Here is a 26,111-nt window from a genome sequence, read left to right on the forward strand (position 1 = left end):
TATGCCATATGAACTTTGTATGGAGGTCGATATGGCGACGATGAACGTATCCTTGCCCAAGCCGATGAAGGAGTGGGTGGAGGCGCAAACCGAGACGGGGCGCTACGCCAATGCGAGTGATTATGTGCGCGATCTGATCCGCAAGGATCAGGAACGCAACGATAAGATCGCGGCTATGCAGCGATTTGTCGATGAGGGCCTTGCAAGCGGCATAAGCAACCGCGGCATGGATGAGATTCTCGCGGATGCGCGGGCGCGGGCTGAAAAGGAACGTGCTACCAGGTGACGTACCGTCTATCCCGCGAGGCTGATGAAGACATTGTGCGCATCTACGTCGAGGGTGTGCGCCGCTTCGGGAAGGTGCAAGCCGAGACCTATCACGAAGAACTCAAATCCCGTTTCGAGCTACTGGCAGATAGTCCGCGAATAGCGCGGGAGCGGTTTGAGTTGTCGCCGCCAATGCGCATTCATCCGTTCAAGGTCCATCTCATCGTCTACCGAATCGAGGAAGGCGGAGATGTCTTCATTGTCCGGGTGCGTCACGGACACGAGGATTGGGCGGGAACCGCCTCTTAAGCTTCGGAGGGCATCCTGCTTCCGGCTAATGCCAAAGGCACACTCGCACGTCCTTCCCAGCGTAGCATGCGCCTTCGCGGTGAAGGTCTTCCCATCTTTCGTCGCCGTGGGTTTCGTCAATCTCCGCGTTCGAATAGCCTGCCCAGCTATCACCGTCCTTGTAGATGACGGCCCAGTAATCCTTGGACATTTCACCGGCCCCGCTATGCGGGTCGGGGTAGTCGATGCCTGCAAAAACCTGCTTGGGGCCCTGGATGTTGAAATCGCCGCCCTTCTCGATCTGGTAGGAGCATTTTCCGGATATGCGGGTCTCACCCTGAACGACAAGCAGGCAGCGACCCCATTTATAACCGCTCGGCAAACGATGCTGTGCCGCGTGCGAAGGCGAAGCGGAAAACGCCATTGCAAGGGCAACCGCGATGGTTCGCCCGGCCATAAGCCACTCCACGGAGCGACCGGATACTGTTGGATTCCGCCCAGAGCGCATGTTGAACGGCCCTCCGCAGGTTGATCCCTGAGACCATATGTTGTCGAGCATAGCGGGACATTTGTCACGTGAGTGTATGCTGCTTCACGGCCGGGGCATGGATCGATTGGGGCGGCACGAGAGCAATACGATCGCTATCAGGTCATGCAGCGCACACGCCCAAGAGCGATTGCGTCCCGTCTCCGGTAGTATCAGACGGCTGCGATGGCCGGCTGGGTAGAGGCCGACGAACATGCTCGACGCTATGGCAAGCTCTCATGGCACATCAGCGGCGAAACTAACCGCCGGGTGCCCCCTGCACACTCATCTTGAGACCGTAAACACTCGTGGTCGCCGTGATGAAGAGCAGATCGTTGTCTTTGCCCGCAAAGGTCACATTTGTTGGCTTTTCCGGTACTTCTATACGTTCGATCCTTTTGCCCGCCTTATCGAACACCAACACGGCGAACTCGGTCAGATAGACATTGCCCTTCTCGTCGATTGTCATCCCGTCCGAGCCGAAATTGCAGAAAAGACGTTTGTTCGTGAGAGCGCCGTCGGGATTTATGTCGTAGGCGTAGGTCTTGCCCGCTCCGTAGTCTCCCACGTAAAGCACCTTTCCGTCTGCCGTACCAATGATGCCGTTGGGCTTGAACAGGTCGGCCGTCACACGCGTAACGGTCTTGTGGTCGGGCGTGACAAAGTAGACGTTTTGCCCCTCCACCCGTGTACTTTGGTCGTGATCTGAATCGAAATCAGGGTCGGTAAAATAGATGCCGCCGTCTGGACGAATCCATAAGTCGTTCGGGCCGTTGAATACCTTGCCGTCGAAGTTCGTCACAAGCACCGTGACTGTCTTGTCGGGCGCGACGGACCACAATTCGCCCTTCTCGGGGGCAGCGACGATCAGGTTGCCGACCTTGTCGAAAACGGTTCCGTTCGCACGTCCAGCTGGCTTGAGCCAATCAGAAAATTTCCCGTCTGCCGCTCTCCATTCAACAATCCGGTTATTTGGGTCGTCGGTAAAGAACACGTTGCCATCAACATCCGCCGCCGGGCCTTCAGTGAATCCATAGCCTTCAGCCAACTTCTCCAGCTTCGCGCCAGACGCGATGATAGGCGAATCCGCAGCGAAGGTGGAATTGGCCGTGAGCGACAGAACGGCGAGAAGGGTGCAACTGAATGCTTCCAGTGTTCGCATGGTCGGCTCCTCCGGAAAATCCAAGTTTGTGCCTCTGGAGGCCGTCAAGCAAGCCTTTATAAGCGCTCACTTGGCAAGCGATTGCTTATGAGGCTAGGGAAGGCTTCGCATGCAGCGGCCACAGGCGGGTGCCAGAGCGAGCGGGACGTGTCGGCGGCGTAGGACAGCGGCGGCGAAGGCTGCGCATCCTATGGGCCATAAGCGCATCCCACTCTGCCTTATGGGGGAAATCTGGCGGAGAGGGAGGGATTCGAACCCCCGATACCCTTGCGAGTATGCCGCATTTCGAGTGCGGTGCATTCGACCACTCTGCCACCTCTCCGCGAGGTCATGGTCGGCCGTTGCCGGCGCGGCGCACTAGATAACGGCTGACCGCGCCAGTTACAAGGCCCTATTCGAGCGATTTGCGGCTTCCTGGAAACGCGCCGTCGAGGCGAAGGCCCAACCTCCTGTCGCGCGCTCAGGGTTTCTTCGCAGTCTTGCCGTCCGGTGGAGGCGCACCTTCGGCGGATGGCGCGCCGGGAACGTCGTAGGCGGCGCGCTCGGTCATGGCAGCGATCACGCTCTTTTCCAGCGCTGCATAGGTCTTGCCGTCATTCTCGCCGGAAAAGATCACCACCGCGGCATAGCCCGCCTCGTTGACGAAGAAGAACGAGCCGCCGGTCTTGGGATAGTCGGGCATATGATGGTGCAGCAGGCCATCATGGTAGTACTGCGTGCCCAGCGCCGTGCGCCTGATGCAGACGCCGAAGCCATAGGCCGGCTTGCCGGCGAAGCGCGGGCAGGGTGCTTGCGTCGGCGGCGATTTCCGGCCCTTGGCGTAGGCAGCGTCGCCGGGCAGCGCATCGAGCCATTGCCGTGTCGCCGGTCCCAGCGCGCCGGACTCTCTGTCGAAGGCGTAGAGGAGTTTCGCGTAGTCGTCGGCCGAGATGTCCCAGCCGCCGTTCGGGGCGCGGGCGGCCAGTGTGGCATCGATGACGCCGGCATCGGCCGGCAGGCCGAGCCTGGCAAAAACCTTGCCGCAGGTGGCGGGATAGGCTCGGCCGCCGATCGACTGGGCGACATAGCCCAGGACCAAATAGCCGCTGTCGCTGTAGGAGATCGTGCCGCCGGGGTCGAAGTCGAGCATGGTTTGCGTCGCCGTGCGGAAGGAAGCGGCGACCGAATGGTCGTGCTTGTCGTCGAAGGCGTTCTTGGTCAGGCCGGCGCGGTGGGTGAGCAGTTCCTCGATGGTGATCGCCTTGAAGCGCGGATCCTTCGGCTCGCCGCCCTTGTGATTGCGGGCGAAATAGCCGGCAAGCACGGTGCCCAGCGGCTCGGTGAGCGACAATTGGTTATGGTCGACAAGGCCGGCGATGCAGAGGCCGGTGATCGCCTTGGAGAGGCTCGCAACCGGCTGGCGGTCCGTCGCCTTCCAGCCGTGGTCGAAGGCGCCGACGATGTCCTTGTGCAGCGCCACCGCCACTTCGGCATCGGCAATGTGATGCTCGGCCATCCAGGAGGTGACCGCGGCATCGACATCCGCCGCGACCTCATTCGGCTTGGCTGAAGCCGGCGCGGCGCAGGCCGCGAGAAGAACGGCCAGAACCGGCCAGGCCTGCAACCGCCTCAGCATCCTGTCTCCCCCCGAATGCCTGCATCGTCAGATGCGATGTTGCCATGACCGGTCCGACAGCGCCAATAACAGTCTCGGCAACGGCCGATAGCGGCTCTGTGCCTTGACTCAGCTTGCCTTGACGCTCTCCTTGCCTTGACTCCGGCGCAACCTTCGGTTAGGGACAGCCCGCATTCGGCGTGGAGGCTCTTCCGCGCCGCTTGTTTTTTGAACCCGCAGACTGACAAAAAGACGGCCGAACCGCCTGAAGCGGTTCATAAAGGCCGACCGAACAGCGAAAGGCAAAAAATGTTCGCAGTCATCAAAACGGGCGGCAAGCAGTATCGCGTCGCCGCCAACGATCTCCTGAAGATCGAGAAACTCGAAGCCAAGGTCGGCGATATCGTCGAGATCGGCAATGTGCTCGCGCATGGCGAGGGCGAGAATGTCGTCTTCGGCGCGCCGTTCGTCGATGGCGCTCTGGTCACGGCGGAAGTCGTCGAGCAGGGCAAGAACCGCACCGTCATCGCTTTCAAGAAGCGCCGCCGCCAGAATTCGCGCCGCAAGATCGGCCACCGCCAGCTTCTGACCACGGTGCGGATCTCCGAGATCCTGCTCGGTGGCGCCAAGCCGGCGAAGAAGGCCGCCGCCAAGCCGGAAGCCAAGGCCGAGGCGAAGGCTGAAGTCGCCGCCGAGGCGAAGGCCGAAGTGGCTGCGAAGGAGCCCAAGGCCAAGAAGGAACCCAAGGCTGAAGCTGCCCCGAAGGCAGAGGCCAAGGCTGAGACCGCCGCCGCGCCGCTGTTCAAGGCGCCTAAGGGCGAGCCGGACGACCTCACCGTTATCAAGGGCATCGGCCCGGTCGCGGCCAAGGATCTCGCCGAGCAGGGCATCGTCACCTTCGCGCAGCTCGCCAAGCTCTCCGACAAGGATGTCGCCAAGATCGACGAGCACATGCCGTTCAGCGCCGACCAGATCAAGGACTGGCGCGAGCAGGCCAAGGAACTGGCGAAGAAGTAATTTTTCCGGCGACGAAACGTCGCCGGTACGGACTTGAAACGGAACGCGAACGCGTTCATAAGACCATTCAAGCGCCTTATGGCGCATCGGAGTTAGTCAAATGGCACACAAGAAAGCTGGCGGTTCGTCGCGCAACGGTCGCGATTCGCACTCCAAGCGTCTGGGCGTGAAGAAGTTCGGCGGCGAAGCCGTCGTCGCCGGCAACATCATCATCCGTCAACGCGGCACGACCTGGCATCCGGGCACCAACGTAGGCATGGGCACGGACCACACCCTCTTTGCGCTCGAAGCCGGCGCAGTCGCCTTCAACAAAAAAGCCAACGGCCGAACCTACGTTTCGGTGAACCCGATTACCAAAGCAGCGGAGTAGCCGGTTCCGCACCATAACACCGGCGCCCATCTCGGGAACCGGTGTCTGGCCAGGCCAGGAAAAGGATCAGGAGAGATGGGCTTGCCCTCTCTCCTTTTTCATTTTCTTGCCCTGGAGGACTAAAATGGTTGCCGAAGCGGAAGACACCGAAGACGAAAGTTACGCGATCGATTGCCCAGTGCTGGCCACCGAGCGTCTGGTCATGCGCGCCCCGCGCAACAGCGATCTCGAGCAACTGGTCACCCTTGCCGACAACCGTCACGTTGCCGAAATGCTGGCGCGCATGCCGCATCCCTATGGCGAAGCCGAGGGGCGGGCTTTCCTCGCCATGGCTTCGTCGCGGCGCGCCGGCATCGTCTATGCGCTGACGCTTGCCGGCACCGGCACCTTCGTCGGTTGCGCTGGCTTGAACACCACCGACCGCGGGTTGGAGCTCGGCTACTGGATCGGCGAGCCCTACTGGAAGCGCGGCTATGCGACGGAAGCCGCGCATGCGCTGGTCGATCTCGCCTTCCAGAAGACCTCGATCCAGGTGCTGCATGCCTCGACAAGGGTGATCAATCCGGCCTCGCGGCGTGTCATCCACAAATGCGGCTTCCAGTATGCCGGCCAGGGTATGCTGAACTCGATCGTCGCCGGCCAGGTGCCGGTTGAGCGTTACCGCTTGGATCGCAAGACGTGGACCAGCTTGCGCAACTGGGTCCACTTCTAAGATGGGCCGATATTCAGGTGATGCCGGCCTGCGAATGACGGCTTCCTGCGCTTCCGGTGCTCACGTGCCTCAAGCACGCTCCGCTCCGGTTCTCGAGAACCAGTGTTTTCGGCTCGGCCTGACCTGAATCTCGACACACCTCCGCGCGGTGCATTGGATCGAAGGTCAAAACCGCTCAGCCGAGCTCGGCCCACAGCGGAAGGTGGTCCGATCCGACGGCCTGCCGGTCGGACCACAGGCGCTGCAGCGATTTGGCCAGCGAGGCGCTGGTGAAGATGTAGTCGATGCATTTGTGACGACCGGCATCGGCTGGCCGATCCGGATCGACCCAGGTGACGAGATCGGCGACGGCAAGGCGCTGGGCGGCGTCGACGGCGAGATCGGCGGTCAAGGGCATGCCGAATTCATGGTCCGGGCGACCGGCAAGCTCGACATACTCGGGCGAGCCCGGCAGCATGTTGAAGTCGCCCATGACGATGAAGGCTTCCGGATAGGGCAGGTCCGGCAGGCCGATCTCGGGGATGCCCGACAGGCCGCCGCCTTCCAGCGCGTAGTTCAACAGGCGCTGGCGCAGGAAGCGGATCTGGCTCTGGCGCTCGACCGGGCTGCGGTGGTCGAGGTGGGTGGAATAGAAGCGGATGAAGCCGAGCGGCGTCTCGATCAGCGCTTCGAGCGCGCCGCGCTGGAAGTTCATCGCCTCGAGGCTGCGGCTGCGCGGCAAAAGGAGATTTCGCGACAGATGAATGGGCGTCTTCGAGAGCACCATGTTGCCGAGCTGGAAACTCTCCGAGATGGCGCGGCCGTTCTCGATACGCGCGCTGATGTTGACCTCGAAATTGCTGCCATAGGCGGCGAAATAGTCGGGCAGCGCCTCGCCGATCTCGGCCACCATGTCGCGGTTGCCGTTTCTCGGATTGTTGCGGGTCACCTCCTGCAGCGCGATCACGTCGGCGCCGCGCACCGCCTCGGCAATGCGGCCGAGGTCGTATTTGCCGTCGAGACCGATGCCGTATTGTATGTTATAGGTGACGATCTTCATTCCGCGCCCCTCCAGTCACTCCCCGCACCAGTGCTACCGCGTCCTTGGCAAAAGGGCATCCGGCGCTTTAGTCGCAAATCGGTCTCGCCCTGAATCTCAACTTGCCTTAGAGCAATCGCTCAAGGTCATCAGCAGAAACTCGAAACGACGATGAAATTCCTCGACCAGGCCAAGGTTTACATCCGATCCGGCGACGGTGGCGCCGGATCGGTATCGTTCCGGCGCGAAAAATTCATCGAGTTCGGCGGTCCGGACGGCGGCGACGGCGGCCGCGGCGGCGACGTCTGGGCGGAAGCGGTCGACGGGCTGAACACGCTGATCGACTACCGCTACCAGCAGCATTTCAAGGCCAAGACCGGCACGCACGGCATGGGCCGCAACATGACCGGCGCCAAGGGCGCCGATATCACGCTGAAAGTGCCGGCCGGCACGCAGATCTTCGCCGAGGACAATGAGACGCTGATCTGCGACCTGACCGTGGTCGGCCAGCGCTTCCTGCTTGCCAAGGGCGGCAATGGCGGCTTCGGCAACCAGCATTTCAAGACCTCGACAAACCAGGCGCCGCGCCGCGCCAATCCCGGCCTGCCGGGCGAGGAGCTGAACATCTGGCTCAGGCTGAAGCTGATCGCCGACGCCGGCCTGGTCGGCCTGCCCAACGCCGGCAAGTCGACTTTCCTCGCCGCCGTCACCGCCGCCAAGCCGAAGATCGCCGACTATCCGTTCACGACGCTGCATCCCGGCCTTGGCGTCGCCCGCATCGATGGCCGCGAATTCGTCATCGCCGACATTCCGGGCCTGATCGAGGGCGCGCATGAGGGCGTCGGCATCGGCGACCGCTTCCTCGGCCATGTCGAGCGCACGCGCGTGCTCTTGCACCTCGTCTCGGCGCAGGAGGAAAATGCGGGCAAGGCCTACAAGACCGTGCGCGCCGAGCTCGAGGCTTACGGCCATGGTCTGGCCGAGAAACCCGAGATCGTCGCGCTCAGTCAGGTCGATATCCTCGATCCGGATGCGCGCAAGAAGAAGGTGGCGTCGCTGAAGCGCGCCGCCGGCCGCGCGCCGATGCTTTTGTCGGCGGTCACCGGCGAAGGCGTCGAAGCGGTGCTGCGGGCGCTGATGGCGGTGGTCGCCGAAGCGCGAGACGCCGTGCCCGCCCCCGTCGAGACGCGCTGGCAATGACCATGACGTCGTTGAAGTCCTACAAGCGGATCACCGTGAAGATCGGTTCGGCGCTGCTCGTCGACCGCGCGACCGGCCTGAAGCGCGACTGGCTGACCTCGCTTGCCGACGACATCGCCGTGCTCGCCAATGCCGGCGCCGAAGTGCTGGTCGTCTCGTCGGGCGCGATTGCGCTCGGCCGCACCATTCTCGGTCTCGGCAAGCGCGCGCTGAAGCTCGAGGAAAGCCAGGCGGCGGCCGCCGTCGGGCAGATCGCGCTTGCCGGCGCCTGGTCGGACGCGCTCGGCAAGGACGGGCTGAAATCCGGTCAGATCCTTTTGACGCTTGGGGATACCGAGGAGCGCCGCCGCTACCTCAATGCGCGCGCCACGATCTCAACCTTGCTGAAGATGAAGGCGGTGCCGGTCATCAACGAGAACGACACGGTGGCGACCTCGGAAATCCGCTATGGCGACAATGACCGGCTGGCCGCGCGGGTGGCGACCATGATGGGCGCCGACCTTCTGGTGCTGCTCTCCGACATCGACGGGCTCTACACCGCGCCGCCGGCCAAGGATCCGCAGGCGAAGTTCATCCCCGTGGTCGACCGCATCACGCCCGACATCGAGGCGATGGCGGGCGCGGCGGCTTCGGAACTGTCGCGCGGCGGCATGCGCACCAAGCTCGATGCCGGCAAGATCGCCAACGCCGCCGGCACGGCGATGATCATCACGTCCGGCACCAGGCTGTCGCCGCTCATGGCGATCGAGCGCGGCGAACGCGCGACCTTCTTCAAGCCGAGCGCCAATCCGGTGAAGGGCTACAAGACCTGGATCGCCGGGCAGCTCGAACCGGCCGGGCGGCTGACTGTCGATGCCGGCGCCATCGGCGCGCTGAAGTCCGGCAAATCGCTGTTGCCGGCAGGGGTGAAACTGGTCAGCGGCAACTTCTCGCGCGGCGATACGGTGGCCATCCTGTCGCCGGAAGGGCGCGAGATCGCGCGCGGGCTGGTTGCCTATGATGCCGCCGATGCCGTAAGGATCGCGGGTCTGAAAACGGCCGAGATCGAAAATGTGCTCGGCTATGAGGCCCGTTCGGCGATGATCCATCGCGACGACCTTGTGGTGAGCGTTGCCGGCGACCAGATATTGGCCGACGACTGACCAAAGCGAAGGATAGCCATGCTGAAACTGCATGAAAAATCCGGCGAAGACACGATCGTGCTGATGGCTGACATCGGCCGACGCGCCCGCGCTGCCGCCCGCCCGCTGGCCGTCGCCCCAACCAAGGCCAAGAACGCCGCGCTTGCCGCCATGGCCGACGCCATCCTGCGCAACGAGCAGGCGATCCTGGAGGCCAATGCCATCGACATGTCGAATGGCGAGGAGGCCGGACTGTCCGGCTCGTTTATGGACCGGCTGAAACTGACGCCGTCGCGCATCAAGGCGATGGCCGAGGGCATTCGCGAGATCGCAGCGCTCAAGGATCCGGTCGGCGATGTGATCGCCGCATGGGATCGGCCGAATGGGCTCCATATCGAGCGTGTGCGTACCCCGCTCGGCGTCATTGGCGTGATCTATGAAAGCCGGCCAAATGTGACGGCGGATGCCGGCGCGCTCTGCCTCAAGGCGGGTAATCCGGTGGTCCTGCGCGGCGGTTCGGACTCGCTCAATTCATCCTCGGCGATCCATGCCTGCATGGTCGAAGGACTGAAGGCGGCCGGCCTGCCGCAGGACGCCATACAGCTGGTGCCGACCACCGACCGCGCCGCCGTCGGCGAGATGCTGAAGGGCCTTTCCGGCAATCTCGACGTCATCATCCCGCGCGGCGGCAAAAGCCTGGTAGGGCGCGTGCAGAGCGAGGCGCGTGTGCCGGTCTTCGCGCATCTCGAAGGCATCTGCCATCTCTATATCGACCGCTCGGCCAAGCTCGACATGGCGGTGCAGATTGCCGTCAACGCCAAGATGCGGCGCACCGGCGTCTGCGGCGCCGCCGAGACGCTGCTGGTCGACCGTGCGGTCGCCTCCACGCATCTGGTGCCGATCCTCGAGGCGCTGCGCGCCGCCGGCTGTGAGATCCATGCCGATCAGGATGTGCTGAAGGCGTTCTCCAACGCCAGCCCGGCGACCGATGCCGACTGGGTGACGGAATATCTCGACGCCATCATCGCGGTGAAGCTGGTCGACGGCGTCGGGGAGGCGATCGAGCATATCGAGACCTTCTCCTCGCATCACACCGAGGCGATCGTCGCCGAGGATGCGAAGGCGGTGGATCGCTTCTTCAACGAGATCGACTCGGCAATCCTTTTGCACAATGCCTCGACGCAATTCGCCGATGGCGGCGAGTTCGGGATGGGCGCCGAAATAGGCATCGCCACCGGCAAGATGCATGCGCGCGGACCGGTCGGCGTCGAGCAACTGACCTCGTTCAAATACCGCGTGCGCGGCTCGGGGCAGGTGAGGCCGTGAAGCTTGTTGCCTTAAGGGATTGAAGCTTGCGGCCCAGCACCATGCTTTCGTCCCTTCAGCCCGTCGTTCCTTCGCGCTATCTCCGCATGCCTTACGCCGCCAAGGGCCTGACCGTCGGCCTGTTCGGCGGTTCGTTCAACCCGCCGCATGCCGGCCATGCGCTGGTCGCCGAAATCGCGCTGCGCAGGCTGGCACTGGACCAGTTGTGGTGGATGGTGACGCCCGGCAATCCCTTGAAGAGCGCGCGCGAGCTGGCGCCGCTGGCCGAGCGCATCGAGCTTTCGGAAAAGATCGCGCGAAACCCGAAAATCAAGGTCACCGCTTTCGAGGCGGCGCAGCATGTGCGCTACACCGCCGACACGCTGGCGCTGGTCAAGGCGCGCAATCCGGGCGTCGACTTCGTCTGGATCATGGGTGCGGACTCCCTGCGCGACTTCCATCGCTGGCAGCGCTGGCGCGAGATCGTGCTGACCTTCCCGATCGCGGTCATCGACCGCCCCGGCGCCACGCTTTCCTTCCTGTCATCGGTGGTCGCCAAGACCTTCGACTATGCCCGCATCGACGAGGGCGACGCGCCGCTGCTTGCCCGCATGCGGGCGCCGGCCTGGACCTTCATCCACGGCCCGCGCTCGTCGCTGTCGTCGAGCGCTATCCGCAAGGCAGCGAAGGGCTGACACCGGCGATGTCGTTTTTGAGGCGGCTTTCCGCCTGCCGCTGAGCCAAGCTGCGCAGCCATGCTGACGCAGAACCAAGCCACGACCGACGCCATCCGCGCCGAACAGCCGGCGCCGCTGATCGCCATTGCCAGCGTCATCGTCTCAATGGCGCTGATCGCGATCGGCAACGGGCTGATGTTTGCCTATATCCCGGTCCGCCTCGGCGCCGACGGCTTCGACCCGACCTGGGCCGGGCTGATCGTCACCGGGCTTTCGGCCGGCGGGCTTGCCGGCTGCATCCTGACCGGGCCGCTGGTCAAACGAGTCGGCCATGCCCGCGCCTTCATGGTGCTTTCGGCGCTGATCGCGCTGTCAAATGCTGCAATCGGCGCCGGGCCGATCCCGCTGTTGTGGATCGCGGCGCGTGCGCTTTACGGCTTTGCCATATGCGGCCTGTTCATCGTCGCGCAAAGCTGGCTGAACGATGCCTTGCCGAATTCGATCCGCGGCCGGGTGATGGCGGTGTTCTATGTCGCCTATATCGCCGGGCTCGGCGTCGGCTATGCGACGCTTGCGGCGATCGACATCCATACGGCCGCCGCGGCGCTGATCGGCATCACCTTCACGGCGCTGTCGATCCTGCCGGTCGGCATGACGCGGCTCGCGCAGCCGCCGGCGCCGCAGGCGGCGTCGGTGGCGCTCCGGCAGGCCTGGCGCATCTCGCCGGTCGGCGTCGCCGGCATGCTGGCGGTCGGCGGGTTGTCGATGATCGTTTCCGGCTTCGCGCCGATCCACGCTACCGCCAAGGGCTATAGCCAGGCCGATGTGGCGCTTTTGTTGTCGGCGATGCCGGTCGGCACGCTAATCCTGCAGATCCCGCTCGGCTGGATCTCCGACCGCACCGACCGGCGCTACGTACTGGCGGGTGCGGCGGCGTTGGCCGTCGTCGCCAGCGTGCTCGCCATCGTCTTCGACGGCGGTGCGCTGATGGCGCTGGTGGTGATTTACCTCATCTGGGACGGTGCGGCGGAATCGATCTATGCGCTGTCCAGCGCGCATGCGGCCGACCGCGCCAACAAGGACGAGCTTTTGGCGCTGTCCAGCTCGATGCTGTTTGCCTGGTCGCTGGCGGGGTTCGTCGTGCCCGGCATCGTCACCGCGCTTTCCGCCGTCTTCGGCACTGCTACCTTCATCTATGTCGGCATCGTGATCGCATCCACATTCTGCCTGTTCGTGCTGTGGCGGGTGGTGGCGGCGCGGCCGACGCCTGCCGCCGCGAGCGGCAGCTTCGCGCCGATGTCGGCGCAGACGCCTTTGCCGGTGGAGCTCGCCTTCGGGCCCGACGAGACGACGGGCACGAAGAGCTGATCGGCCTTACTGCTTGCGCGCCTCCGGCGCCGGCACTTCCGGCGGCGGCAGCGGGATGGAAATGCCTTCGCTGTCGAAGGCCTGCTTGGCGCGCTTGGTCGTCTCGATCTGGGTCGAGAAATAGTCCCCGGCGGATGTCCAGTAGCGCAAGGTGAGCGAAACGGTGGTGTCACCGAGGCCGGCCACAAAAGCGATCGGCTTGGGCTCGCGGCGGATGCGCTTGTCGGCGTCGGCGATGGAAAGCAGCGTCTTTTGCGCGCGATCGATGTCGTTCCAGGAGCCGATGCTCAAGGCGATGTCGGCGCGGCGCACGCCGTTGCGGGTGAAATTGCGCACCGGCTGGTTCCACAAGGTCGAATTGGGCGCCAGCACATAGACGCCGTCCGCCGTGCGCAGCTTGGTGGCGAACAGGCCGATCTCCTCGATGGTGCCGGAGATCGAGCCAACCTCGACATATTCGCCAATGCGGAAGGGCCGGAGCGCCAAGAGCATGATGCCGGCGGCGATGTTCTGCAGCGTGCCCTGCAGCGCCAGCCCGATGGCCAGACCGATGGCGCCGATGGCGGCGATGATCGACGCGGTCTGCACGCCGAACTGGCCGAGCACCATGATGGTGACCAGGATCAGGATGGCGTAGCGGACGATCTTCGAAAAGAAATGGCGAAGCGTGGCGTCGAAGCCGTGGATATGGCCGAGGCCGGCGAAGATCGACCGCTCGGCGAGGCCGGCAATGAAATAGCCGACGACCAGAAGGATGACGGCGCCGATGGCCGAGAAGGAATAGGAGACGATCAGGGTGCTGAGCTGGGCGATCGCCGCCTGGATGGTGACGAGGACGGTTTGCGGGTCGGTGGGCATGGCGGGATTCCGGTTGGTGGGCGAGCCGATAACCCGCCCATCCAGGATCAGTTCCTGCTTTTTAGACCCTGCTAAAGCAGCGATCCGGGCCAATCAGCGGGACAGCGAAGGGCTCTCGTCTTGAAACTGCAATGGAACTCTGCCCATATAAGTGGTGTCACCTGATTTGCTGGGTGATTTGGTTGTTCTTGTTGGGAAAGGAAACACACTGAGAACAGCACTGCGGAAGAAGGCTGAAGTCATGCCTTCGCCGGCCGGGATCAGCGGAAACGACGCCGCGACCCTCGCCATCGACACAGTCCTTGCCAGTCTGGAAGACTCCAAGGCCGAAAACATCGTCTCAATCGACATCCAGGGAAAATCGAGCCTCGGCGACTATATGGTCATCGCCTCGGGCCGATCGCACCGTCATGTCTCGGCTGTCGCCGATCATCTCCTCAAGGCGCTGAAAGATGCCGGTCTCGGCAATGCGCGCGTCGAGGGACTGGCTGGCGCCGACTGGGTCCTGATCGATTCGGGCGACATCATCGTCCATGTCTTCCGCCCAGAAGTCCGCGAATTCTACAATCTTGAAAAGATGTGGCAGGCGCCGGACCTCGAGGAAGAGACCTTGCACTGAGCCTTGATCCGCATGCCGTGAGACCTCACGGTATGCGCCAAGAAGCTCCGCCGGGGCGAGGATGAAGATCACCGTTCATGCCGTGGGCCGTATGAAAACCGGCCCCGAGAGAGAACTCGCCGACCGCTATTTCGAGCGCTTTTCGAAGAGCGGGCCTGCGGTCGGGCTCGAATTTGCCGGCATTGTCGAAGTGCCCGAAAGCCGCGGGCAGAGCGCCGACGAGCGCCGCCGCGAGGAAGCCCAGAAGCTGCAGGCGCAGTTGCAGCCCGGCACGGTCCTTGTCCTGCTCGACGAACGCGGCAAATCGCTTTCCTCCGAAGATCTGGCCGGCCGCATCGGCCAGTTGCGCGACAGCGGCCGCAAGGCGCTGGTCGTCGCCATCGGCGGCGCCGACGGCCATGACAAAATTTTACGCGATCAGGCCGACTTGGTGTTGTCTTTCGGCGCGCTGACCTGGCCGCACCAGTTGGTGCGGGTGATGCTCGGCGAGCAGCTTTATCGCAGTGCCACCATTCTGGCCGGCCACCCGTATCATCGCTCGTAATTCGCGGTGGCAATATTTGCGCCGCTTTCGTAATTTCAACGAGCACAATGGATTGGGTTTATGGCCAAAGATAATAGCAGTCATGTCCGCGCCAGCGAGTATATTCGTGCCTTGATCCGTCGCGACTTGCAGAGCAGAAACGAAGCGTGGGACCGGCTGAAGGGCGAGCTTGAGCCGGGTCTTCGAGCTGAAGAGAGCGAATTCCGCGCCGCATCGGCACAGGATGTCATTCGTCGCAATCAAGGCCGCAGCCTTTAGGAGTGACGTAGGTATCCGGATTTCCGCCTCAATAGCTCGACATCACGATCATCGGTTGTCTACGCAATTCCGGACGGAAAACCGTACACACTTCGATGGAATTGCTCCGAGCAGGCCCATCCAACATGGTTGATGGTTCGTTAACGAAGCGGCGGATAGGTTAGAGGCCTGATGTCTGAAGGCTGGACCCCGATTACGCGCGCCTGGCGCAGCCGCTGCGGCTTGACCCTCGTCGCCGCCGTAATCGCGCTCGGGCCGGCGCGGGCGGCGGAAAACACGCTCGACATGGCGCCCGATCCGGACAAGAGCCGCGCCGAATACGAACAGGTTTCCAAGGAAATCACCTTGTCGTCGGAGCGGCTGGCCAAGCTCGCCGCCGACATCGCCTCGGTGCGCAAGGACTACGCCTCGATCACAGCGGCGCTGATCCAGTCGGCGATGACCGAGCAGAAGCTCGGCCAGGACATCGAGGATATCGGCGCCAAGCTGGAAGGGCTGAAGGCGGAGGAACAGAAGCTGCGCGCCTCGCTCATGGCGCGGCGGGACGTGCTGGCCGAGGTGCTTGGCGCCTTGCAGCGCATGGGGCTCAACCCGCCGCCGGCGATCCTGGTCAAACCGGAGGACGCGCTGTCGTCGGTGCGCAGCGCCATCCTGCTCGGCGCCGTGGTGCCGGAGCTGCGCCAGCAGACGGAAAGGCTGATGGCCGACCTCAAGGAACAGACCCGCGTTACCGCCTCGATCGAGGCCGAGCGCGCGCGACTCACCGCCGCCGTGACCGACCAGGCGGCGGAGAAGAAGCGGCTCACCATGCTGCTCGAGGCCAAGAAGAAGCTGCAGGCCGATACGCAAACGGCGATCGCGGCGGAACAGCAGCACTCGCAGGAGCTGGCGGCGAAGGCAAGCAGCCTGAAAGACCTGATCGCCTCGCTGGAAGCCGACAAGGCGCGCAAGGCTGCGGATCAGGCCAAGGCGGGTGACCGGAAATCGACCGACGGCGACGTCACGGCCTCCACGACAGAGCTCGCCGCGCTGCCGGTGCCCGAGGCCAATCAGTTGACCACTTCGGCACCGTTCTCTGCCTTGCAGGGCCAGGTTGCGCTACCGGTGATCGGCAAGATCAAGCTGCGTTTCGGCGCCGACGACGGCAATGGCGCGGCTATGCAAGGCGACATGGTTGCGACACAATCGGGGGCCATCGTAACCGCGCCGGCGGATGGAAACGTGCTTTATGCGGGACCGTTTCGTTCTTACGGTCAACTCTTGATCCTGAATGCGGGCGACGGGTATCATGTCGTTCTGGCGGGAATGAGCAGAATCAGCGTCGCGACCGGACAGTCGGTTCTCGCAGGGGAACCGATCGGCGCGATGGGAGAGGCCCGGGTGGCGAGCACCTCGGCCTCGCGGAACGGAAATGCGGTGCCGGAACTCTATGTCGAGTTCCGCAAGGATGGAAAACCCGTCGATCCTGCCCCATGGTGGGCGGACCGATTCTCTGGAAGGACGTGAAATGATGCGGAAACTGTCGCTTCTGTTTGCCGGCGCGCTGATGGGCGCATCGGCAATGAGCCTGGTCTACGGCGCGCCCGGCTCGGCGGCGAATGCTGCGGGGTCCGAGACCTACAAGCAGCTGGCGATCTTCGGCGACATCTTCGAGCGCGTGCGCGCGCAATATGTGACGCCGCCGGATGACAAGTCCCTGGTCGAGAATGCCATCAACGGCATGCTCGCCTCGCTCGATCCGCACTCGTCCTACATGAACGCCGAGCAGGCCCAGGATATGCGCGTCCAGACCAAGGGCGAGTTCGGCGGACTCGGCATCGAAGTCACCATGGAGAACGATCTGGTCAAGGTCATCACGCCGATCGACGATACGCCTGCCGCCAAGGCGGGCGTGCTGTCGGGCGACTACATCGCCAAGATCGACGGCGAAGAGGTGCGCGGCCTGACCCTCAACGACGCGGTCGAGAAGATGCGCGGCCCGGTCAACACGCCGATCAAGCTCACCATCCTGCGCCAGGGCGCCGACAAGCCGATCGAAATCACGGTCGTGCGCGACATCATCAAGGTCAAGGCGGTCAAGTACCGGGTCGAGAACGACATCGGCTACATGAAGATCACCTCCTTCACCGAGAAGACCTATGACGATCTCGAAAACGCGATCGACAACATCAAGAAGCAGGTGCCGAACGACAAGCTGAAGGGCTATGTACTCGACCTGCGCCTCAACCCGGGCGGCCTGCTCGACCAGGCGGTGAGCGTGTCTGACGCCTTCCTGAAGCGCGGCGAGATCGTCTCGACGCGCGGCCGCGATCCGAAGGACGTCACCCGCTTCGACGCCAAGCCGAAGCAGGTCGACGACATCAACGGCAAGCCGATGATCGTGCTGGTCAATGGCGGCTCGGCGAGCGCGTCCGAAATCGTCGCCGGCGCGCTGCAGGACCTGCGCCGCGTGACCGTGGTCGGCACGCAGTCCTTCGGCAAGGGCTCGGTGCAGACCATCATCCCGCTCGGCGAGAATGGCGCGCTGAGGCTGACGACGGCGCTCTATTACACGCCGTCGGGCAAGTCGATCCAGGGCAAGGGCATCACGCCCGACATCAAGGTCGACCAGCCGCTGCCGCCGGATCTGCAGGGCCGCGACCTGACCCGCGGCGAATCCGATCTCAAGGGCCACATCAAGGGCGCCGACGAGAATTCGAATGGTTCGGGCTCGGCCGCCTATGTGCCGCCGGATCCGAAGGACGATCTGCAGCTGATCTATGCCGAGCAGCTGTTGCGCGGCGAAAAGACCGATCCGGCGTTCCCGCCGAACCCGGACAAGGCCGTGCTGAACCAGTAATTGCGATCCGGCCGGCCCTCTGGCCGATCGATCAAAGCAATGCGATGCTGCCGGGACCGCGAGGTTCCGGCAGTTTGATTCGGGGCCTGGAGCATGATCCCGAAAAGTGGGAACCGGCTTTTGCCGCGCTGACCTTCGGTTCGGAAAAGATCATGCTCCAACAAAAGAGTCGGGGGCGCTGCGCGTCTGGGGTATAGCGCCGAAGAATGCGCAGGATTTCACGCAAAGCGTGACATTCACGTCAGGCGGCGTGCTGGGAACAGAAATTGGCTGAGATCGGCAAGGACATCGAACGCCCGCTCGGACAGACGCTCAGGTCCAGGCGGCCTGCCTCGCGCGGCATCAGCGGCGGCGCGGTCGCCGCGGCGCTCGCGGTGCTTGCCGTGATCGGCGTTTCCGGTGCGATCGCCTTTCGCGAAAAGCCGTTCCGCAAGCCGGAAGAGGTGGCGGTTTCGACGCCGAAGGTCGTCGCTGCTCCCGCCACGCCAGCGCCAGCGCCGGCTCCTGCGCCGGCACCGGTTGCCGCCGCGGCGCCGCCGGCCGGCACGCCGATGAAGAGCGGCGGCCCGCAGATCATCCATGTCCAGACCGAGGAGGGCGACGGCCCGCCGAAAGCGGCGATCGTCATCCGCGATCCCTCGACGCTCGGCCAGAACCTGAAAGTAGCGCATATCCCGGACAAGGCGCTGATCGAGGCAAGCGACACCGGTCCGCTGCCGATACGCTCGGCTGACGGCCGGCGGCCGTTCGATGTCTATGCGCGACCATGGTCCGGCGCGCGCGGCGCGCGCGTGGCGATCGTCATCGGCGGGCTCGCCGTGTCGCAGACCGGCACGCAGGCGGCGATCCAGAAGCTGCCGGCCGAGGTGACGCTCGCCTTCGCGCCGCAGGGCAACAGCATCGGCCGCTGGATGCAGGCGGCAAGACAGGGCGGGCACGAGATCGTCATGCAGGTGCCGCTTGAGCCGTTCGACTATCCGAACGTCAATCCGGGCCGAAACACGCTGACCGTCGCCGCCAGCCCGGACGAGAACTTGAAGAACCTGCACTGGGCGCTGTCGCGCACGACCAACTATACCGGCGTCATGAACTATATGGGCGCACGCTTCTCCGCCGATCCGAACGCGATGGCGCCGTTCATGGCCGAGCTAGGCAAGCGCGGTCTCGCCTATATCGACGACGGCTCGTCGGCGCGGACCCTGGCGCCCGACCTTGCTTTGAAGGACGGCGTGCCGTTCGTTGCCGGCGACACGGCGATCGACTCGGTGCAGGATCGCGGCGAGATCCTGAAGAAGCTCGACAGTCTCGAAGCGACGGCACGGGCCAAGGGGAGTGCCGTCGGCATCGGCTCGGCCTTCGACCTGACGGTCGACACCGTGACGTCCTGGATCGCGGAAGCAAAGAAGCGCGGCATCGAGATCGTGCCGATTTCGGCTGTCGCCATTGACCCGCAAAAAGGGTGACAGCCGTCTTGATAATCCTACTCCGGCGGCCATCTGGCGGCGTTTTCTGCGCTTCTACAGCGCCGCGCGTCCTTTGGACGCGCAAAGGACGCTGTAGCTTTTTCGACTGGCGTATGATCCTTTCCGAAAATCGATTTCGATTTTCGGGGTCATACGCTGCTCACGTACTTTAAGTACGCTCCGCTCCGGTTCTCGAAACCGCTCGCCACCTGCCTCGCCGGAGCGAATTCTCAAAACGGCTGGAATCCTTATGGCTAAAAAGATCGATCCCGAGACATTGCCCTATCGCCCGTGCGTCGGGCTGATGATCCTCAACAGGGCAGGCTTGGTCTGGGTCGGGCATCGCATCGCCGAGCCGGACAGCGAGTTCGCCGGCACGACGAAGCTCTGGCAGATGCCGCAGGGCGGCATCGACAAGGGCGAGGAGCCGATCGAGGCAGCCGGACGCGAGCTTTACGAGGAAACCGGCATGCGCGGCGTTTCGCTGCTTGCCGAAGCGCCGCATTGGATCAACTACGACCTGCCGCCGCATCTGGTCGGCATAGCCTTCAAGGGCCGTTACCGCGGCCAGACGCAAAAATGGTTCGCCTATCGGTTCGAGGGCGACGAAAGCGAGATCCAGATCAACCCGCCGCCGGGCGGCCATACGGCGGAGTTCGACCAATGGGCCTGGCGGCCGATGCAGGAACTGCCGGAACTGGTCGTGCCGTTCAAGCGCAAGGTCTATGAGCAGGTTGTGGCGGCGTTTCACCACTTGGCTCCTTAGCCCTCCATTCCCGGTTGTCGCGTAGGCCCCGTCGCCGTATTGATTGGCGATGCAATGAGCGGGGGTCGCCATGAACGACGACACCGGACGCGGGTTTCCGGCAGATGATTTGAGCGACGGTTCGACAGTGAGCGCGGCCGTCGCCGGCGCGATCCTGACCATCGATCTCGGCGCCATCCGCGAAAATTACCGGCGGCTGAAAGCGCGGCTGAACGGCGTGCGCTGCGCCGGCGTGCTCAAGGCCGACGGGTATGGGCTCGGCGGTGTACAAGTGGCATCGGCCTTGGCGAAGGAGGGCTGCGACATCTTCTTCGTCGCGCTGCTCGGCGAGGGCATGGCGCTGCGCGAGGCGATCGGGGCCGGCCCCGACATCTTTGTCCTGAACGGCTTGCTGCCGGGCTCCGAGCCGGAAGCGGTAGCATCGGACCTTGTTCCCGTTCTCAACAGTGCGCGGCAGATCAAGGCTTGGCGAGAGACGGCGCGGAGAGCCGGCCGCCGTCTGCCCGCCGCCGTCCAGGTCGATAGCGGCATGGCCCGGCTCGGCATGGCGCCGGCGGAGGTCGAAGCGGTGGCGCGCGAGGCCGGCGCCTTTGACGGCATTGATATCCGCTATGTGATGAGCCATCTCGCCCGCGCCGACGAGCCGCGCGAGGTGGCCAATGATGAACAGCGGCGTGAGTTCGACAGGCTGCGCGGGATGCTGCCGTCGGCGCCGGCTTCGCTGGCCAACTCGTCCGGCATCTTCCTGGGCTCCTCCTTTCATTATGATCTCGCCCGGCCGGGCGCGGCGCTCTACGGCGTCAATCCGACGCCGTACGACCCCAATCCGATGGCGCCCGTCATCCGGCTGCAGGCCAAGGTCGCACAGACGCGCGCGGTGGAGGAAGGCGCCGGCATCGGCTACGGCCACGCGCACCGCGCGAAAGGCCCGCTTAGCCTCGCGACCATCTCGCTCGGCTATGCTGACGGCTGGCACCGGCGCGCCGCCTCGGCAGCCTGGTTCGAGGGCGTGCGGTTGCCTTTTGTCGGCCGGGTGTCGATGGATTCGATCATCCTCGACATCTCGGCGCTTGCGCCCGGACAATTGGGCGAGGGCGATCTCGTCGAGCTGATCGGCCCCTCGCAGAGCGTCGACGAGGCGGCCGGCCACGCCGGCACCATCGGCTATGAGATCCTGACCAGCCTCGGCCCGCGCTTCCATCGCTGCTACCTCGGCGGGTGAAGCTTCTGATTTTGCGCATGTCTTTGTCGGGAAACCCGATGCCACTTTCGGGCGACATGCTTGACAGCGCCCCTTGGCGGGCGCGGCAAAATCCTGCACAGAGACAAAACGGCCAACGTGCCTCGGCGATGGCCGGCCTTCGAGGGAGCATGCGATGAAGATCATGGTGTTGGGCGGCGGCGTGATCGGGGTCACCACGGCTTACTTCCTCGCCGAGGCCGGGCATGAGGTCACCGTCGTCGACCGCCAGAAAGGGCCGGCGCTGGAAACCAGTTTTGCCAATGCCGGCGAGGTGTCGCCGGGCTATGCCTCGCCGTGGGCCGGCCCCGGCATCCCGGTCAAGGCGGTGAAGTGGCTCCTGATGAAGTACGGTCCGCTGGTGGTGCGGCCGGCTTTCGATCCAAACATGTGGTCGTGGCTGATCAAGATGCTGCGCAACTGCACGGCGGAGCGCTATGCGCTCAACAAGTCACGCATGGTGCCGCTAGCCGAATACAGCCGCGACACGCTGAAGGCGCTGCGCGAGACGACCGGCATCGCCTATGACGAGAGGACCCAGGGCACGCTGCAGCTTTTCCGCAAGCAGAAGCAGCTCGACGGCACCGGCGGCGATGTCGAGGTGCTGAAGAAATACGGCGTGCCCTACGAGATCCTCGACCGCGACGGCTGCATCGGCGCCGAACCGGCGCTGGCGGCCGTGCGCGACAAATTCGTCGGCGGCTTGAGGCTGCCCGGCGACGAGACCGGCGATTGCAAGATGTTCACCGACCGGATGGCCGAGCTTTGCGTGGCGCGCGGCGTGACCTTCGACTACGGCACGACGATCAAGCGCATCGTCCGCAACCGCAACCGTGTCGTCCAGGTCGGCACCGACAAGGGGTGGCGCATCGCGGACGCCTATGTGATGGCGCTGGGGAGCTATTCGCCGCAGTTCATGCGCAAGATGAAGCGGCCCATCCCGGTCTATCCGGTCAAGGGCTATTCGATCACCGTGCCGATCGTCGACGCGGGGGCGGCCCCGGTTTCGACCGTCATGGACGAGACCTACAAGGTGGCGATCACCCGGCTGGGCGACCGCATCCGCGTCGGCGGCACGGCGGAAATCTCCGGCTACGATCTTCGCCTGCACGAATCGCGCCGACGCACGCTGGAGCACTCGGTCGGCGATCTTTTCCCGGGCGGCGGCGATCTCAAGGCGGCGAGCTTCTGGTGCGGCCTCAGACCGATGACGCCGGACGGGCCGCCGCTGATCGGACAGAGCGAGCTTTCCAACCTCTATCTCAACACCGGCCATGGCACGCTCGGCTGGACGATGGCCTGCGGCTCGGCGAGGGTGCTCGCCGACATCATCTCCAACCGTGTGCCGGAGATCAACGCGCGCGATCTGAGCCCGGACCGGTATCTTCGGCCTATCTAAGGTGTGTCGATATTCAGGTGAGGCCGGTCTGCAAATGTCGGTTTCCTGCGCTTCCGGTGCTCACGTACGAAAAGTACGCTCCGCTCCGGTTCTCGTAAGCCGCCATTTTCGACTCGGCCTGACCTGAATCTCAACACACCTTAATCATGTCGAGCGGCAGCTTTCAAAACGCCTCGCGAACCCAGGTGTCGCTGAACAGCAGGCGGTAGGCCCAGCCGATGCTGACATTGGTCGCCACCGGCTTCGAATGGGCGACATAGTCCTCGTAGATCGGCCTCATCCTGGCATAGAAGGCCGGGTCGAGCACGACCAGGCCGTTTTCGCTGTCATGGACAAAGCTGCGGTTGTTGAGGTTGACCGAGGAGATCGCCACCAGCCGTTCGTCGATCATCATGATCTTGGCATGCAGCACGACATCCGGCGCCTTGAATTCGCGGATCGAGATGCGGTCGCCGTATTTCTCGACGAAGAGCTTGTTGAGCGCGGTCAGGAAGCTGCCGCCGATATCGCCTTTGAGGTCGATGCGGCCGACGACGTCGATCTTGACGCCGCGCGCCAGCGCGCGGTCGACGGCGCGGGCGATGGCCGGCGTCAGGTTGAGATAGGGATTGACGATCTCGATGCGATGCTTGGCGGTGTCGATCAGCTCGACGAAATAATTCTCCAGCGCATGTCCGTCCTCATAAGGCACGGAAATGAAATGCCGCGCCACGCCCTGCGGTGGGCGGGCGGTCGCTTTCACTGGAATGGAGAACGGCCGCGACAGATTGGTGTCGGCGTCGCGCAGCCAGATCGTCGACAGATGCGCAGCCAGCGTCTCGACCGTCGCCTGGTCGGCGATCTCGATGTCGAAGTCGCTCCAGTTGGAATAGTAGTTCAGCGAAAAGCCGTCGGTCTTGCCGTATTGCTCGAGGTCCGGATAGCGGGTGAGGTCGACCGGCTTGTGGAACAGGAAGCCGTCATGGATGTTGCGGCCGCCGATGATGACGCGCGAGCGTCCGGGCTGTTCGGCGAGCGTCGCCAGCATCTTGACATGGTGGACCTTGTGCAACTGTGAGATCTGCTCGTCGAAGGGCGCGCCGTGGTCGGCCTGCCAGCGATATTCCTGCAGCTCGACATTGGGGAACTCGGCGGCCAGCCTGTGCAGCATGGCGTCGTCCTTGTCGCGCTCCAGCACGTCGGTCACCAGGATGCGCACCTTGGTGCCAAGTGCTGCGTGATGGCGTATCAGCCGTTCCATGATGCGGCCGGAGAAGTCGGCCTTGAACTCCAGCGATGACAGATAGATCAGCTTCAGCTTCGGCGCGTTGGAGAAGTCGAGCGGCAGTTCGGGGTCGGCCTTGTCGATGGTGCTGTCGGACAGCGTCCTGCCGAGCAGCGCCTCGACCTTGGCGTTGAAGCCGTCGCGCGATTTGCGCAGCAAGGCGGGATTGCCGATGGGCAGGGCGCAGGTCTGCGACAACCAGCGGCTGGCGTAGAAGACGCGGTCGAGCGCGTCGAGCCCGGCGGGATCCGGAACCGGGCAGCGGTCGTAGCGGCTGTCCAGGGACGCTATCCAGGGATCGGCGGTCTCCTCGCGCAGCAGCGTCAGCGGCGCGCCAGATGGCGCCAGGCGCGAGGTGACGCTGAGGTCGCAACGGGTCAGCGCCTCGTCCGGAAACAGGCTGGCGGATGCTTCGCCGGCCGGCAGGCTGAGGTGGAAGGCGGCGCCCCTGGCGATGGTGCTTGACCGGCCCGAAGCGCGGACGGCGAGAGGACCGTCGCAGGCGCCGCCGATCTCGACCGGCTGCTGCCCGGCCTGGCGCAGCACGATCTCTACCGAGCGTGCCTCAAGCCCGGAGAAACTGAAGGTCTTGGGCTGGAGCGGTCGCGCGGCGGCTTCGAGATAAAGCGTCTGGCGCGACATGCGCCAGCGTTCGCCGAAATTGCCTTCGCCGGGTCGGCCGGCCGTCGGCGCCAGCTCGGTCTTGTCGAGTGGCTTCGCCAATCGCTGCAGCGCCGGATAGGTGGCGTGAAAACCGCTGTTCTGCACATCGCGCCAGTCGCGGCCGAAGCGGCCCGTGCCGTTGGTGCGGTCGAGCGCATCCAGGCGGCTTTGTGCAAGCAGCGCCTGGAATTGCTTGTCATAGGTGCTGTCGGGATCGCCGGCGAAATAGTGCGTGGTGGCGATCTCCGCGCCGGTGCCGTCCGCCGAGATCGGTAGGCGGCTGCAGGCGTCATCACCCGGGAAGAAGGCGCAAGCCGAATGTCCGGGCATGCCGGCGCAGCCGCCGAACGCGGTCAATGCCAACCCCAGGAAAAGTTTCGCCGCGATGGACTTCACGCTCATCCCACCGCCTTGTTCATGGCCTTGAGCTGGGCCGGACCGCGCGGCGGCATGAAGCCTTGCGGAAATATCCTGCAGACCGGAAAGGCGAAGGTGGCGATAAGCAGTTCCGCCTCGTCGCGCATCCCCATCGGCGCTGTCTTGTCGTCGCGGATCTTTCGCGCCGATGCGACCAGCGCGCCGTCGCAGTCGCAATGGTTGTGGCGGGCGATGTAGCAGGCGTCATGGACCTGGCAGGCGGCGTCGAGGCGGTCGACCGGCTTTGCCGAGAGATCGCCGGTGCGGGTGCCCGGCCCGCAATAATTGCCGATCGTGAAAGGCGAAGGTCGCGACATCGCAAAGCGGATCGGTTTCGGCAATTCGGCTTCCGGCACCTTCGCCCATGGATTGGCGCATGCGGACAGAAGAAGCAACGGCAATATGGCAAGAACGGCTCGCATGTTTCGCCGGTTTTTCCGAAAAAATGTCCCCTTGCGTCCGCTACGAACGCCCCGCTGCCACACTGGCGGACTTTGTGGCAAGCGCAAGGCGGTGCCGGCTGTGATAGGATCGGCGTGAGCGAGGGGAATCTTGGAATGCGACCGTTTCTTTTAGCGCTGGCGACCGGATATTTTATCGGCGCCTCGAATGCCTTTGCCGCGGACAAGACCGTCCATGACGAGGACCATGGTTTCTCGCTGACCTTTCCCGAGGGATGGACCAACGAGGGGCCGGCAGGCCATACGATATGGCTCAAGGTCAAATCGGGCAAAGACGCGCTTACCTGCCGGGTGTCGGAGGGCAGGTACGATCCATCCGATCCGGACAGCCCGGCCGACCCCAAGACTTTCATCGAGAAGGAATGGTCCGCGGACAGCTGGCAGAAGATGGTCGGCGTCGCCTATGACTCGGCCGACTTCAGCAACGACAGGCTGGCACGGTTCCCCGATGGCTATCCGATTCGAATAGCCGACATGGATTTTCACTACACCGATAGCAATGTCGCCTTCTACGGTCGTTCCGTGGTTGGGATTTCGATGCGAGGCACGCATCACGGCCTTGTCGGTTGCGATGTCGCGGGCGACACCGCCGAGGACGCTCAGCATAGATGGGCGCCGTTGGCGGACGTGGCCGAGAAAGTCGTGGGGTCTTTCGTGCTCGATCCTAGATAAGGATGACGTTTCGTCGAATCGTC

Annotated in this window: 27 protein-coding genes and 1 tRNA gene; 20 read left to right on the forward strand and 8 right to left on the reverse strand. The window is 64.0% G+C overall.

Annotation, left to right across the window (positions count from 1 at the left end):
* Nucleotides 1-31: 31 nt before the first annotated feature.
* Both FJ988_RS25570 and FJ988_RS25575 read left to right on the forward strand, forming a co-directional pair.
* Complete coding sequence (locus FJ988_RS25570) at nucleotides 32-286, forward strand: type II toxin-antitoxin system ParD family antitoxin (protein WP_140821193.1); 255 nt, start codon at nucleotides 32-34, stop codon at nucleotides 284-286.
* Nucleotides 283-576: a type II toxin-antitoxin system RelE/ParE family toxin gene (locus tag FJ988_RS25575; protein ID WP_140821195.1), complete on the forward strand. Its 294-nt coding sequence runs from the start codon at nucleotides 283-285 to the stop codon at nucleotides 574-576. Before FJ988_RS25570 ends, FJ988_RS25575 begins: the two co-directional genes overlap by 4 nt.
* A gap of 25 nt (nucleotides 577-601) precedes the next feature.
* Here FJ988_RS25575 and FJ988_RS25580 read toward each other — a convergent pair whose 3' ends face one another.
* From FJ988_RS25580 to FJ988_RS25595, 4 genes are all read right to left on the reverse strand, one after another.
* The gene (locus tag FJ988_RS25580) at nucleotides 602-1,012 is read right to left on the reverse strand and encodes a hypothetical protein (protein ID WP_140821197.1); all 411 of its coding nucleotides are present in this window, start codon (nucleotides 1,010-1,012) and stop codon (nucleotides 602-604) included.
* A gap of 328 nt (nucleotides 1,013-1,340) precedes the next feature.
* Nucleotides 1,341-2,243: an SMP-30/gluconolactonase/LRE family protein gene (locus tag FJ988_RS25585; protein ID WP_140821199.1), complete on the reverse strand. Its 903-nt coding sequence runs from the start codon at nucleotides 2,241-2,243 to the stop codon at nucleotides 1,341-1,343.
* A gap of 232 nt (nucleotides 2,244-2,475) precedes the next feature.
* Nucleotides 2,476-2,565: transfer RNA gene (locus FJ988_RS25590), tRNA-Ser, on the reverse strand.
* 138 nt (nucleotides 2,566-2,703) lie between these two features.
* Nucleotides 2,704-3,858, reverse strand: a complete 1,155-nt coding sequence (locus FJ988_RS25595; protein ID WP_140821201.1) for a serine hydrolase — start codon at nucleotides 3,856-3,858, stop codon at nucleotides 2,704-2,706.
* Nucleotides 3,859-4,146: 288 nt separating this feature from the next.
* Here FJ988_RS25595 and FJ988_RS25600 point away from each other — a divergent pair, with 288 nt between their 5' ends.
* The 3 genes from FJ988_RS25600 to FJ988_RS25610 all read left to right on the forward strand — a co-directional run bounded on the left by FJ988_RS25600 (nucleotide 4,147) and on the right by FJ988_RS25610 (nucleotide 5,936).
* Entirely contained in the window at nucleotides 4,147-4,854 is a 708-nt protein-coding gene (locus FJ988_RS25600) for a 50S ribosomal protein L21 (protein WP_140821203.1), read from the forward strand.
* A 100-nt stretch (nucleotides 4,855-4,954) separates the two neighbouring features.
* Nucleotides 4,955-5,224: a 50S ribosomal protein L27 gene (gene rpmA, locus FJ988_RS25605; protein WP_140821204.1), complete on the forward strand. Its 270-nt coding sequence runs from the start codon at nucleotides 4,955-4,957 to the stop codon at nucleotides 5,222-5,224.
* Nucleotides 5,225-5,348: 124 nt separating this feature from the next.
* Complete coding sequence (locus tag FJ988_RS25610) at nucleotides 5,349-5,936, forward strand: GNAT family N-acetyltransferase (protein ID WP_140821206.1); 588 nt, start codon at nucleotides 5,349-5,351, stop codon at nucleotides 5,934-5,936.
* A 175-nt stretch (nucleotides 5,937-6,111) separates the two neighbouring features.
* Here FJ988_RS25610 and FJ988_RS25615 read toward each other — a convergent pair whose 3' ends face one another.
* The gene (locus FJ988_RS25615; protein ID WP_140821207.1) at nucleotides 6,112-6,975 is read right to left on the reverse strand and encodes an endonuclease/exonuclease/phosphatase family protein; all 864 of its coding nucleotides are present in this window, start codon (nucleotides 6,973-6,975) and stop codon (nucleotides 6,112-6,114) included.
* Between the two features lie 150 nt (nucleotides 6,976-7,125).
* Here FJ988_RS25615 and obgE point away from each other — a divergent pair, with 150 nt between their 5' ends.
* The 5 genes from obgE to FJ988_RS25640 all read left to right on the forward strand — a co-directional run bounded on the left by obgE (nucleotide 7,126) and on the right by FJ988_RS25640 (nucleotide 12,625).
* Nucleotides 7,126-8,154 (forward strand): GTPase ObgE, encoded by a 1,029-nt coding sequence (gene obgE, locus FJ988_RS25620; RefSeq protein ID WP_140821209.1) that lies wholly within the window; start codon nucleotides 7,126-7,128, stop codon nucleotides 8,152-8,154.
* Between the two features lie 2 nt (nucleotides 8,155-8,156).
* Nucleotides 8,157-9,296, forward strand: a complete 1,140-nt coding sequence (proB, locus tag FJ988_RS25625) for a glutamate 5-kinase (protein WP_140821211.1) — start codon at nucleotides 8,157-8,159, stop codon at nucleotides 9,294-9,296.
* 18 nt (nucleotides 9,297-9,314) lie between these two features.
* The gene (locus FJ988_RS25630) at nucleotides 9,315-10,601 is read left to right on the forward strand and encodes a glutamate-5-semialdehyde dehydrogenase (RefSeq protein ID WP_140821213.1); all 1,287 of its coding nucleotides are present in this window, start codon (nucleotides 9,315-9,317) and stop codon (nucleotides 10,599-10,601) included.
* Nucleotides 10,602-10,687: 86 nt separating this feature from the next.
* Nucleotides 10,688-11,275 carry a nicotinate-nucleotide adenylyltransferase gene (locus tag FJ988_RS25635; RefSeq protein WP_140821367.1) on the forward strand — a complete coding sequence of 196 codons (588 nt, stop codon included), beginning with the start codon at nucleotides 10,688-10,690 and terminating at the stop codon, nucleotides 11,273-11,275.
* Between the two features lie 60 nt (nucleotides 11,276-11,335).
* On the forward strand, nucleotides 11,336-12,625 hold the full coding sequence (locus FJ988_RS25640; RefSeq protein ID WP_140821215.1) for an MFS transporter: 1,290 nt from the start codon (nucleotides 11,336-11,338) through the stop codon (nucleotides 12,623-12,625).
* A gap of 6 nt (nucleotides 12,626-12,631) precedes the next feature.
* On the opposite strand, the gene FJ988_RS25645 is transcribed toward FJ988_RS25640, so the two are convergent.
* Nucleotides 12,632-13,483, reverse strand: a complete 852-nt coding sequence (locus FJ988_RS25645) for a mechanosensitive ion channel family protein (RefSeq protein WP_140821217.1) — start codon at nucleotides 13,481-13,483, stop codon at nucleotides 12,632-12,634.
* A gap of 241 nt (nucleotides 13,484-13,724) precedes the next feature.
* On the opposite strand from FJ988_RS25645, the gene rsfS reads away from it, so the two are divergent.
* From rsfS to FJ988_RS25690, 9 genes are all read left to right on the forward strand, one after another.
* Nucleotides 13,725-14,102 carry a ribosome silencing factor gene (rsfS, locus tag FJ988_RS25650; RefSeq protein ID WP_140821219.1) on the forward strand — a complete coding sequence of 126 codons (378 nt, stop codon included), beginning with the start codon at nucleotides 13,725-13,727 and terminating at the stop codon, nucleotides 14,100-14,102.
* A 61-nt stretch (nucleotides 14,103-14,163) separates the two neighbouring features.
* Nucleotides 14,164-14,646, forward strand: a complete 483-nt coding sequence (gene rlmH, locus FJ988_RS25655; RefSeq protein WP_140821221.1) for a 23S rRNA (pseudouridine(1915)-N(3))-methyltransferase RlmH — start codon at nucleotides 14,164-14,166, stop codon at nucleotides 14,644-14,646.
* Between the two features lie 60 nt (nucleotides 14,647-14,706).
* Nucleotides 14,707-14,904: a transcriptional regulator gene (locus FJ988_RS25660; RefSeq protein WP_246688659.1), complete on the forward strand. Its 198-nt coding sequence runs from the start codon at nucleotides 14,707-14,709 to the stop codon at nucleotides 14,902-14,904.
* A 171-nt stretch (nucleotides 14,905-15,075) separates the two neighbouring features.
* On the forward strand, nucleotides 15,076-16,410 hold the full coding sequence (locus FJ988_RS25665) for a murein hydrolase activator EnvC (protein WP_140821223.1): 1,335 nt from the start codon (nucleotides 15,076-15,078) through the stop codon (nucleotides 16,408-16,410).
* 1 nt (nucleotide 16,411) lies between these two features.
* Nucleotides 16,412-17,743 carry a S41 family peptidase gene (locus FJ988_RS25670; protein ID WP_181183669.1) on the forward strand — a complete coding sequence of 444 codons (1,332 nt, stop codon included), beginning with the start codon at nucleotides 16,412-16,414 and terminating at the stop codon, nucleotides 17,741-17,743.
* Between the two features lie 266 nt (nucleotides 17,744-18,009).
* Nucleotides 18,010-19,206, forward strand: a complete 1,197-nt coding sequence (locus FJ988_RS25675; RefSeq protein WP_140821225.1) for a divergent polysaccharide deacetylase family protein — start codon at nucleotides 18,010-18,012, stop codon at nucleotides 19,204-19,206.
* Nucleotides 19,207-19,456: 250 nt separating this feature from the next.
* Nucleotides 19,457-19,972, forward strand: coding sequence for an RNA pyrophosphohydrolase (locus tag FJ988_RS25680; RefSeq protein ID WP_140821227.1), 516 nt, complete (start codon nucleotides 19,457-19,459; stop codon nucleotides 19,970-19,972).
* A 70-nt stretch (nucleotides 19,973-20,042) separates the two neighbouring features.
* Nucleotides 20,043-21,194: an alanine racemase gene (gene alr / locus FJ988_RS25685; protein ID WP_140821229.1), complete on the forward strand. Its 1,152-nt coding sequence runs from the start codon at nucleotides 20,043-20,045 to the stop codon at nucleotides 21,192-21,194.
* A 154-nt stretch (nucleotides 21,195-21,348) separates the two neighbouring features.
* Complete coding sequence (locus FJ988_RS25690; RefSeq protein ID WP_140821231.1) at nucleotides 21,349-22,611, forward strand: D-amino acid dehydrogenase; 1,263 nt, start codon at nucleotides 21,349-21,351, stop codon at nucleotides 22,609-22,611.
* A 163-nt stretch (nucleotides 22,612-22,774) separates the two neighbouring features.
* Here the strand turns inward: FJ988_RS25690 and FJ988_RS25695 are convergent, their stop codons facing one another.
* The gene (locus FJ988_RS25695) at nucleotides 22,775-24,940 is read right to left on the reverse strand and encodes a phosphatidylserine/phosphatidylglycerophosphate/cardiolipin synthase family protein (RefSeq protein WP_140821233.1); all 2,166 of its coding nucleotides are present in this window, start codon (nucleotides 24,938-24,940) and stop codon (nucleotides 22,775-22,777) included.
* The gene (locus FJ988_RS25700) at nucleotides 24,937-25,377 is read right to left on the reverse strand and encodes a hypothetical protein (protein WP_140821235.1); all 441 of its coding nucleotides are present in this window, start codon (nucleotides 25,375-25,377) and stop codon (nucleotides 24,937-24,939) included. The genes FJ988_RS25695 and FJ988_RS25700 overlap by 4 nt, the downstream gene beginning before the upstream one ends.
* A gap of 114 nt (nucleotides 25,378-25,491) precedes the next feature.
* Between FJ988_RS25700 and FJ988_RS25705 the strand changes: the two genes are divergently transcribed.
* The gene (locus FJ988_RS25705; protein WP_246688660.1) at nucleotides 25,492-26,088 is read left to right on the forward strand and encodes a hypothetical protein; all 597 of its coding nucleotides are present in this window, start codon (nucleotides 25,492-25,494) and stop codon (nucleotides 26,086-26,088) included.
* Nucleotides 26,089-26,111: the final 23 nt, after the last annotated feature.

It is taken from the genome of Mesorhizobium sp. CU3 (genome assembly GCF_006442965.1).
In the GTDB taxonomy this organism is placed as follows: domain Bacteria; phylum Pseudomonadota; class Alphaproteobacteria; order Rhizobiales; family Rhizobiaceae; genus Mesorhizobium.

Coding starts and splice junctions, on each gene's coding strand:
- FJ988_RS25570 (WP_140821193.1), top strand. CDS start 32: ATGGCGACGATGAACGTATCCTTGCCCAAGCCGATGAAGGAGTGGGTG.
- FJ988_RS25580 (WP_140821197.1), bottom strand. CDS start 1,012: ATGGCCGGGCGAACCATCGCGGTTGCCCTTGCAATGGCGTTTTCCGCT.
- FJ988_RS25585 (WP_140821199.1), bottom strand. CDS start 2,243: ATGCGAACACTGGAAGCATTCAGTTGCACCCTTCTCGCCGTTCTGTCG.
- FJ988_RS25595 (WP_140821201.1), bottom strand. CDS start 3,858: ATGCTGAGGCGGTTGCAGGCCTGGCCGGTTCTGGCCGTTCTTCTCGCG.
- FJ988_RS25600 (WP_140821203.1), top strand. CDS start 4,147: ATGTTCGCAGTCATCAAAACGGGCGGCAAGCAGTATCGCGTCGCCGCC.
- rpmA (WP_140821204.1), top strand. CDS start 4,955: ATGGCACACAAGAAAGCTGGCGGTTCGTCGCGCAACGGTCGCGATTCG.
- FJ988_RS25610 (WP_140821206.1), top strand. CDS start 5,349: ATGGTTGCCGAAGCGGAAGACACCGAAGACGAAAGTTACGCGATCGAT.
- FJ988_RS25615 (WP_140821207.1), bottom strand. CDS start 6,975: ATGAAGATCGTCACCTATAACATACAATACGGCATCGGTCTCGACGGC.
- obgE (WP_140821209.1), top strand. CDS start 7,126: ATGAAATTCCTCGACCAGGCCAAGGTTTACATCCGATCCGGCGACGGT.
- proB (WP_140821211.1), top strand. CDS start 8,157: ATGACGTCGTTGAAGTCCTACAAGCGGATCACCGTGAAGATCGGTTCG.
- FJ988_RS25630 (WP_140821213.1), top strand. CDS start 9,315: ATGCTGAAACTGCATGAAAAATCCGGCGAAGACACGATCGTGCTGATG.
- FJ988_RS25635 (WP_140821367.1), top strand. CDS start 10,688: ATGCCTTACGCCGCCAAGGGCCTGACCGTCGGCCTGTTCGGCGGTTCG.
- FJ988_RS25640 (WP_140821215.1), top strand. CDS start 11,336: ATGCTGACGCAGAACCAAGCCACGACCGACGCCATCCGCGCCGAACAG.
- FJ988_RS25645 (WP_140821217.1), bottom strand. CDS start 13,483: ATGCCCACCGACCCGCAAACCGTCCTCGTCACCATCCAGGCGGCGATC.
- rsfS (WP_140821219.1), top strand. CDS start 13,725: ATGCCTTCGCCGGCCGGGATCAGCGGAAACGACGCCGCGACCCTCGCC.
- rlmH (WP_140821221.1), top strand. CDS start 14,164: ATGAAGATCACCGTTCATGCCGTGGGCCGTATGAAAACCGGCCCCGAG.
- FJ988_RS25660 (WP_246688659.1), top strand. CDS start 14,707: ATGGCCAAAGATAATAGCAGTCATGTCCGCGCCAGCGAGTATATTCGT.
- FJ988_RS25665 (WP_140821223.1), top strand. CDS start 15,076: ATGTCTGAAGGCTGGACCCCGATTACGCGCGCCTGGCGCAGCCGCTGC.
- FJ988_RS25670 (WP_181183669.1), top strand. CDS start 16,412: ATGATGCGGAAACTGTCGCTTCTGTTTGCCGGCGCGCTGATGGGCGCA.
- FJ988_RS25680 (WP_140821227.1), top strand. CDS start 19,457: ATGGCTAAAAAGATCGATCCCGAGACATTGCCCTATCGCCCGTGCGTC.
- alr (WP_140821229.1), top strand. CDS start 20,043: ATGAACGACGACACCGGACGCGGGTTTCCGGCAGATGATTTGAGCGAC.
- FJ988_RS25690 (WP_140821231.1), top strand. CDS start 21,349: ATGAAGATCATGGTGTTGGGCGGCGGCGTGATCGGGGTCACCACGGCT.
- FJ988_RS25695 (WP_140821233.1), bottom strand. CDS start 24,940: ATGAGCGTGAAGTCCATCGCGGCGAAACTTTTCCTGGGGTTGGCATTG.
- FJ988_RS25700 (WP_140821235.1), bottom strand. CDS start 25,377: ATGCGAGCCGTTCTTGCCATATTGCCGTTGCTTCTTCTGTCCGCATGC.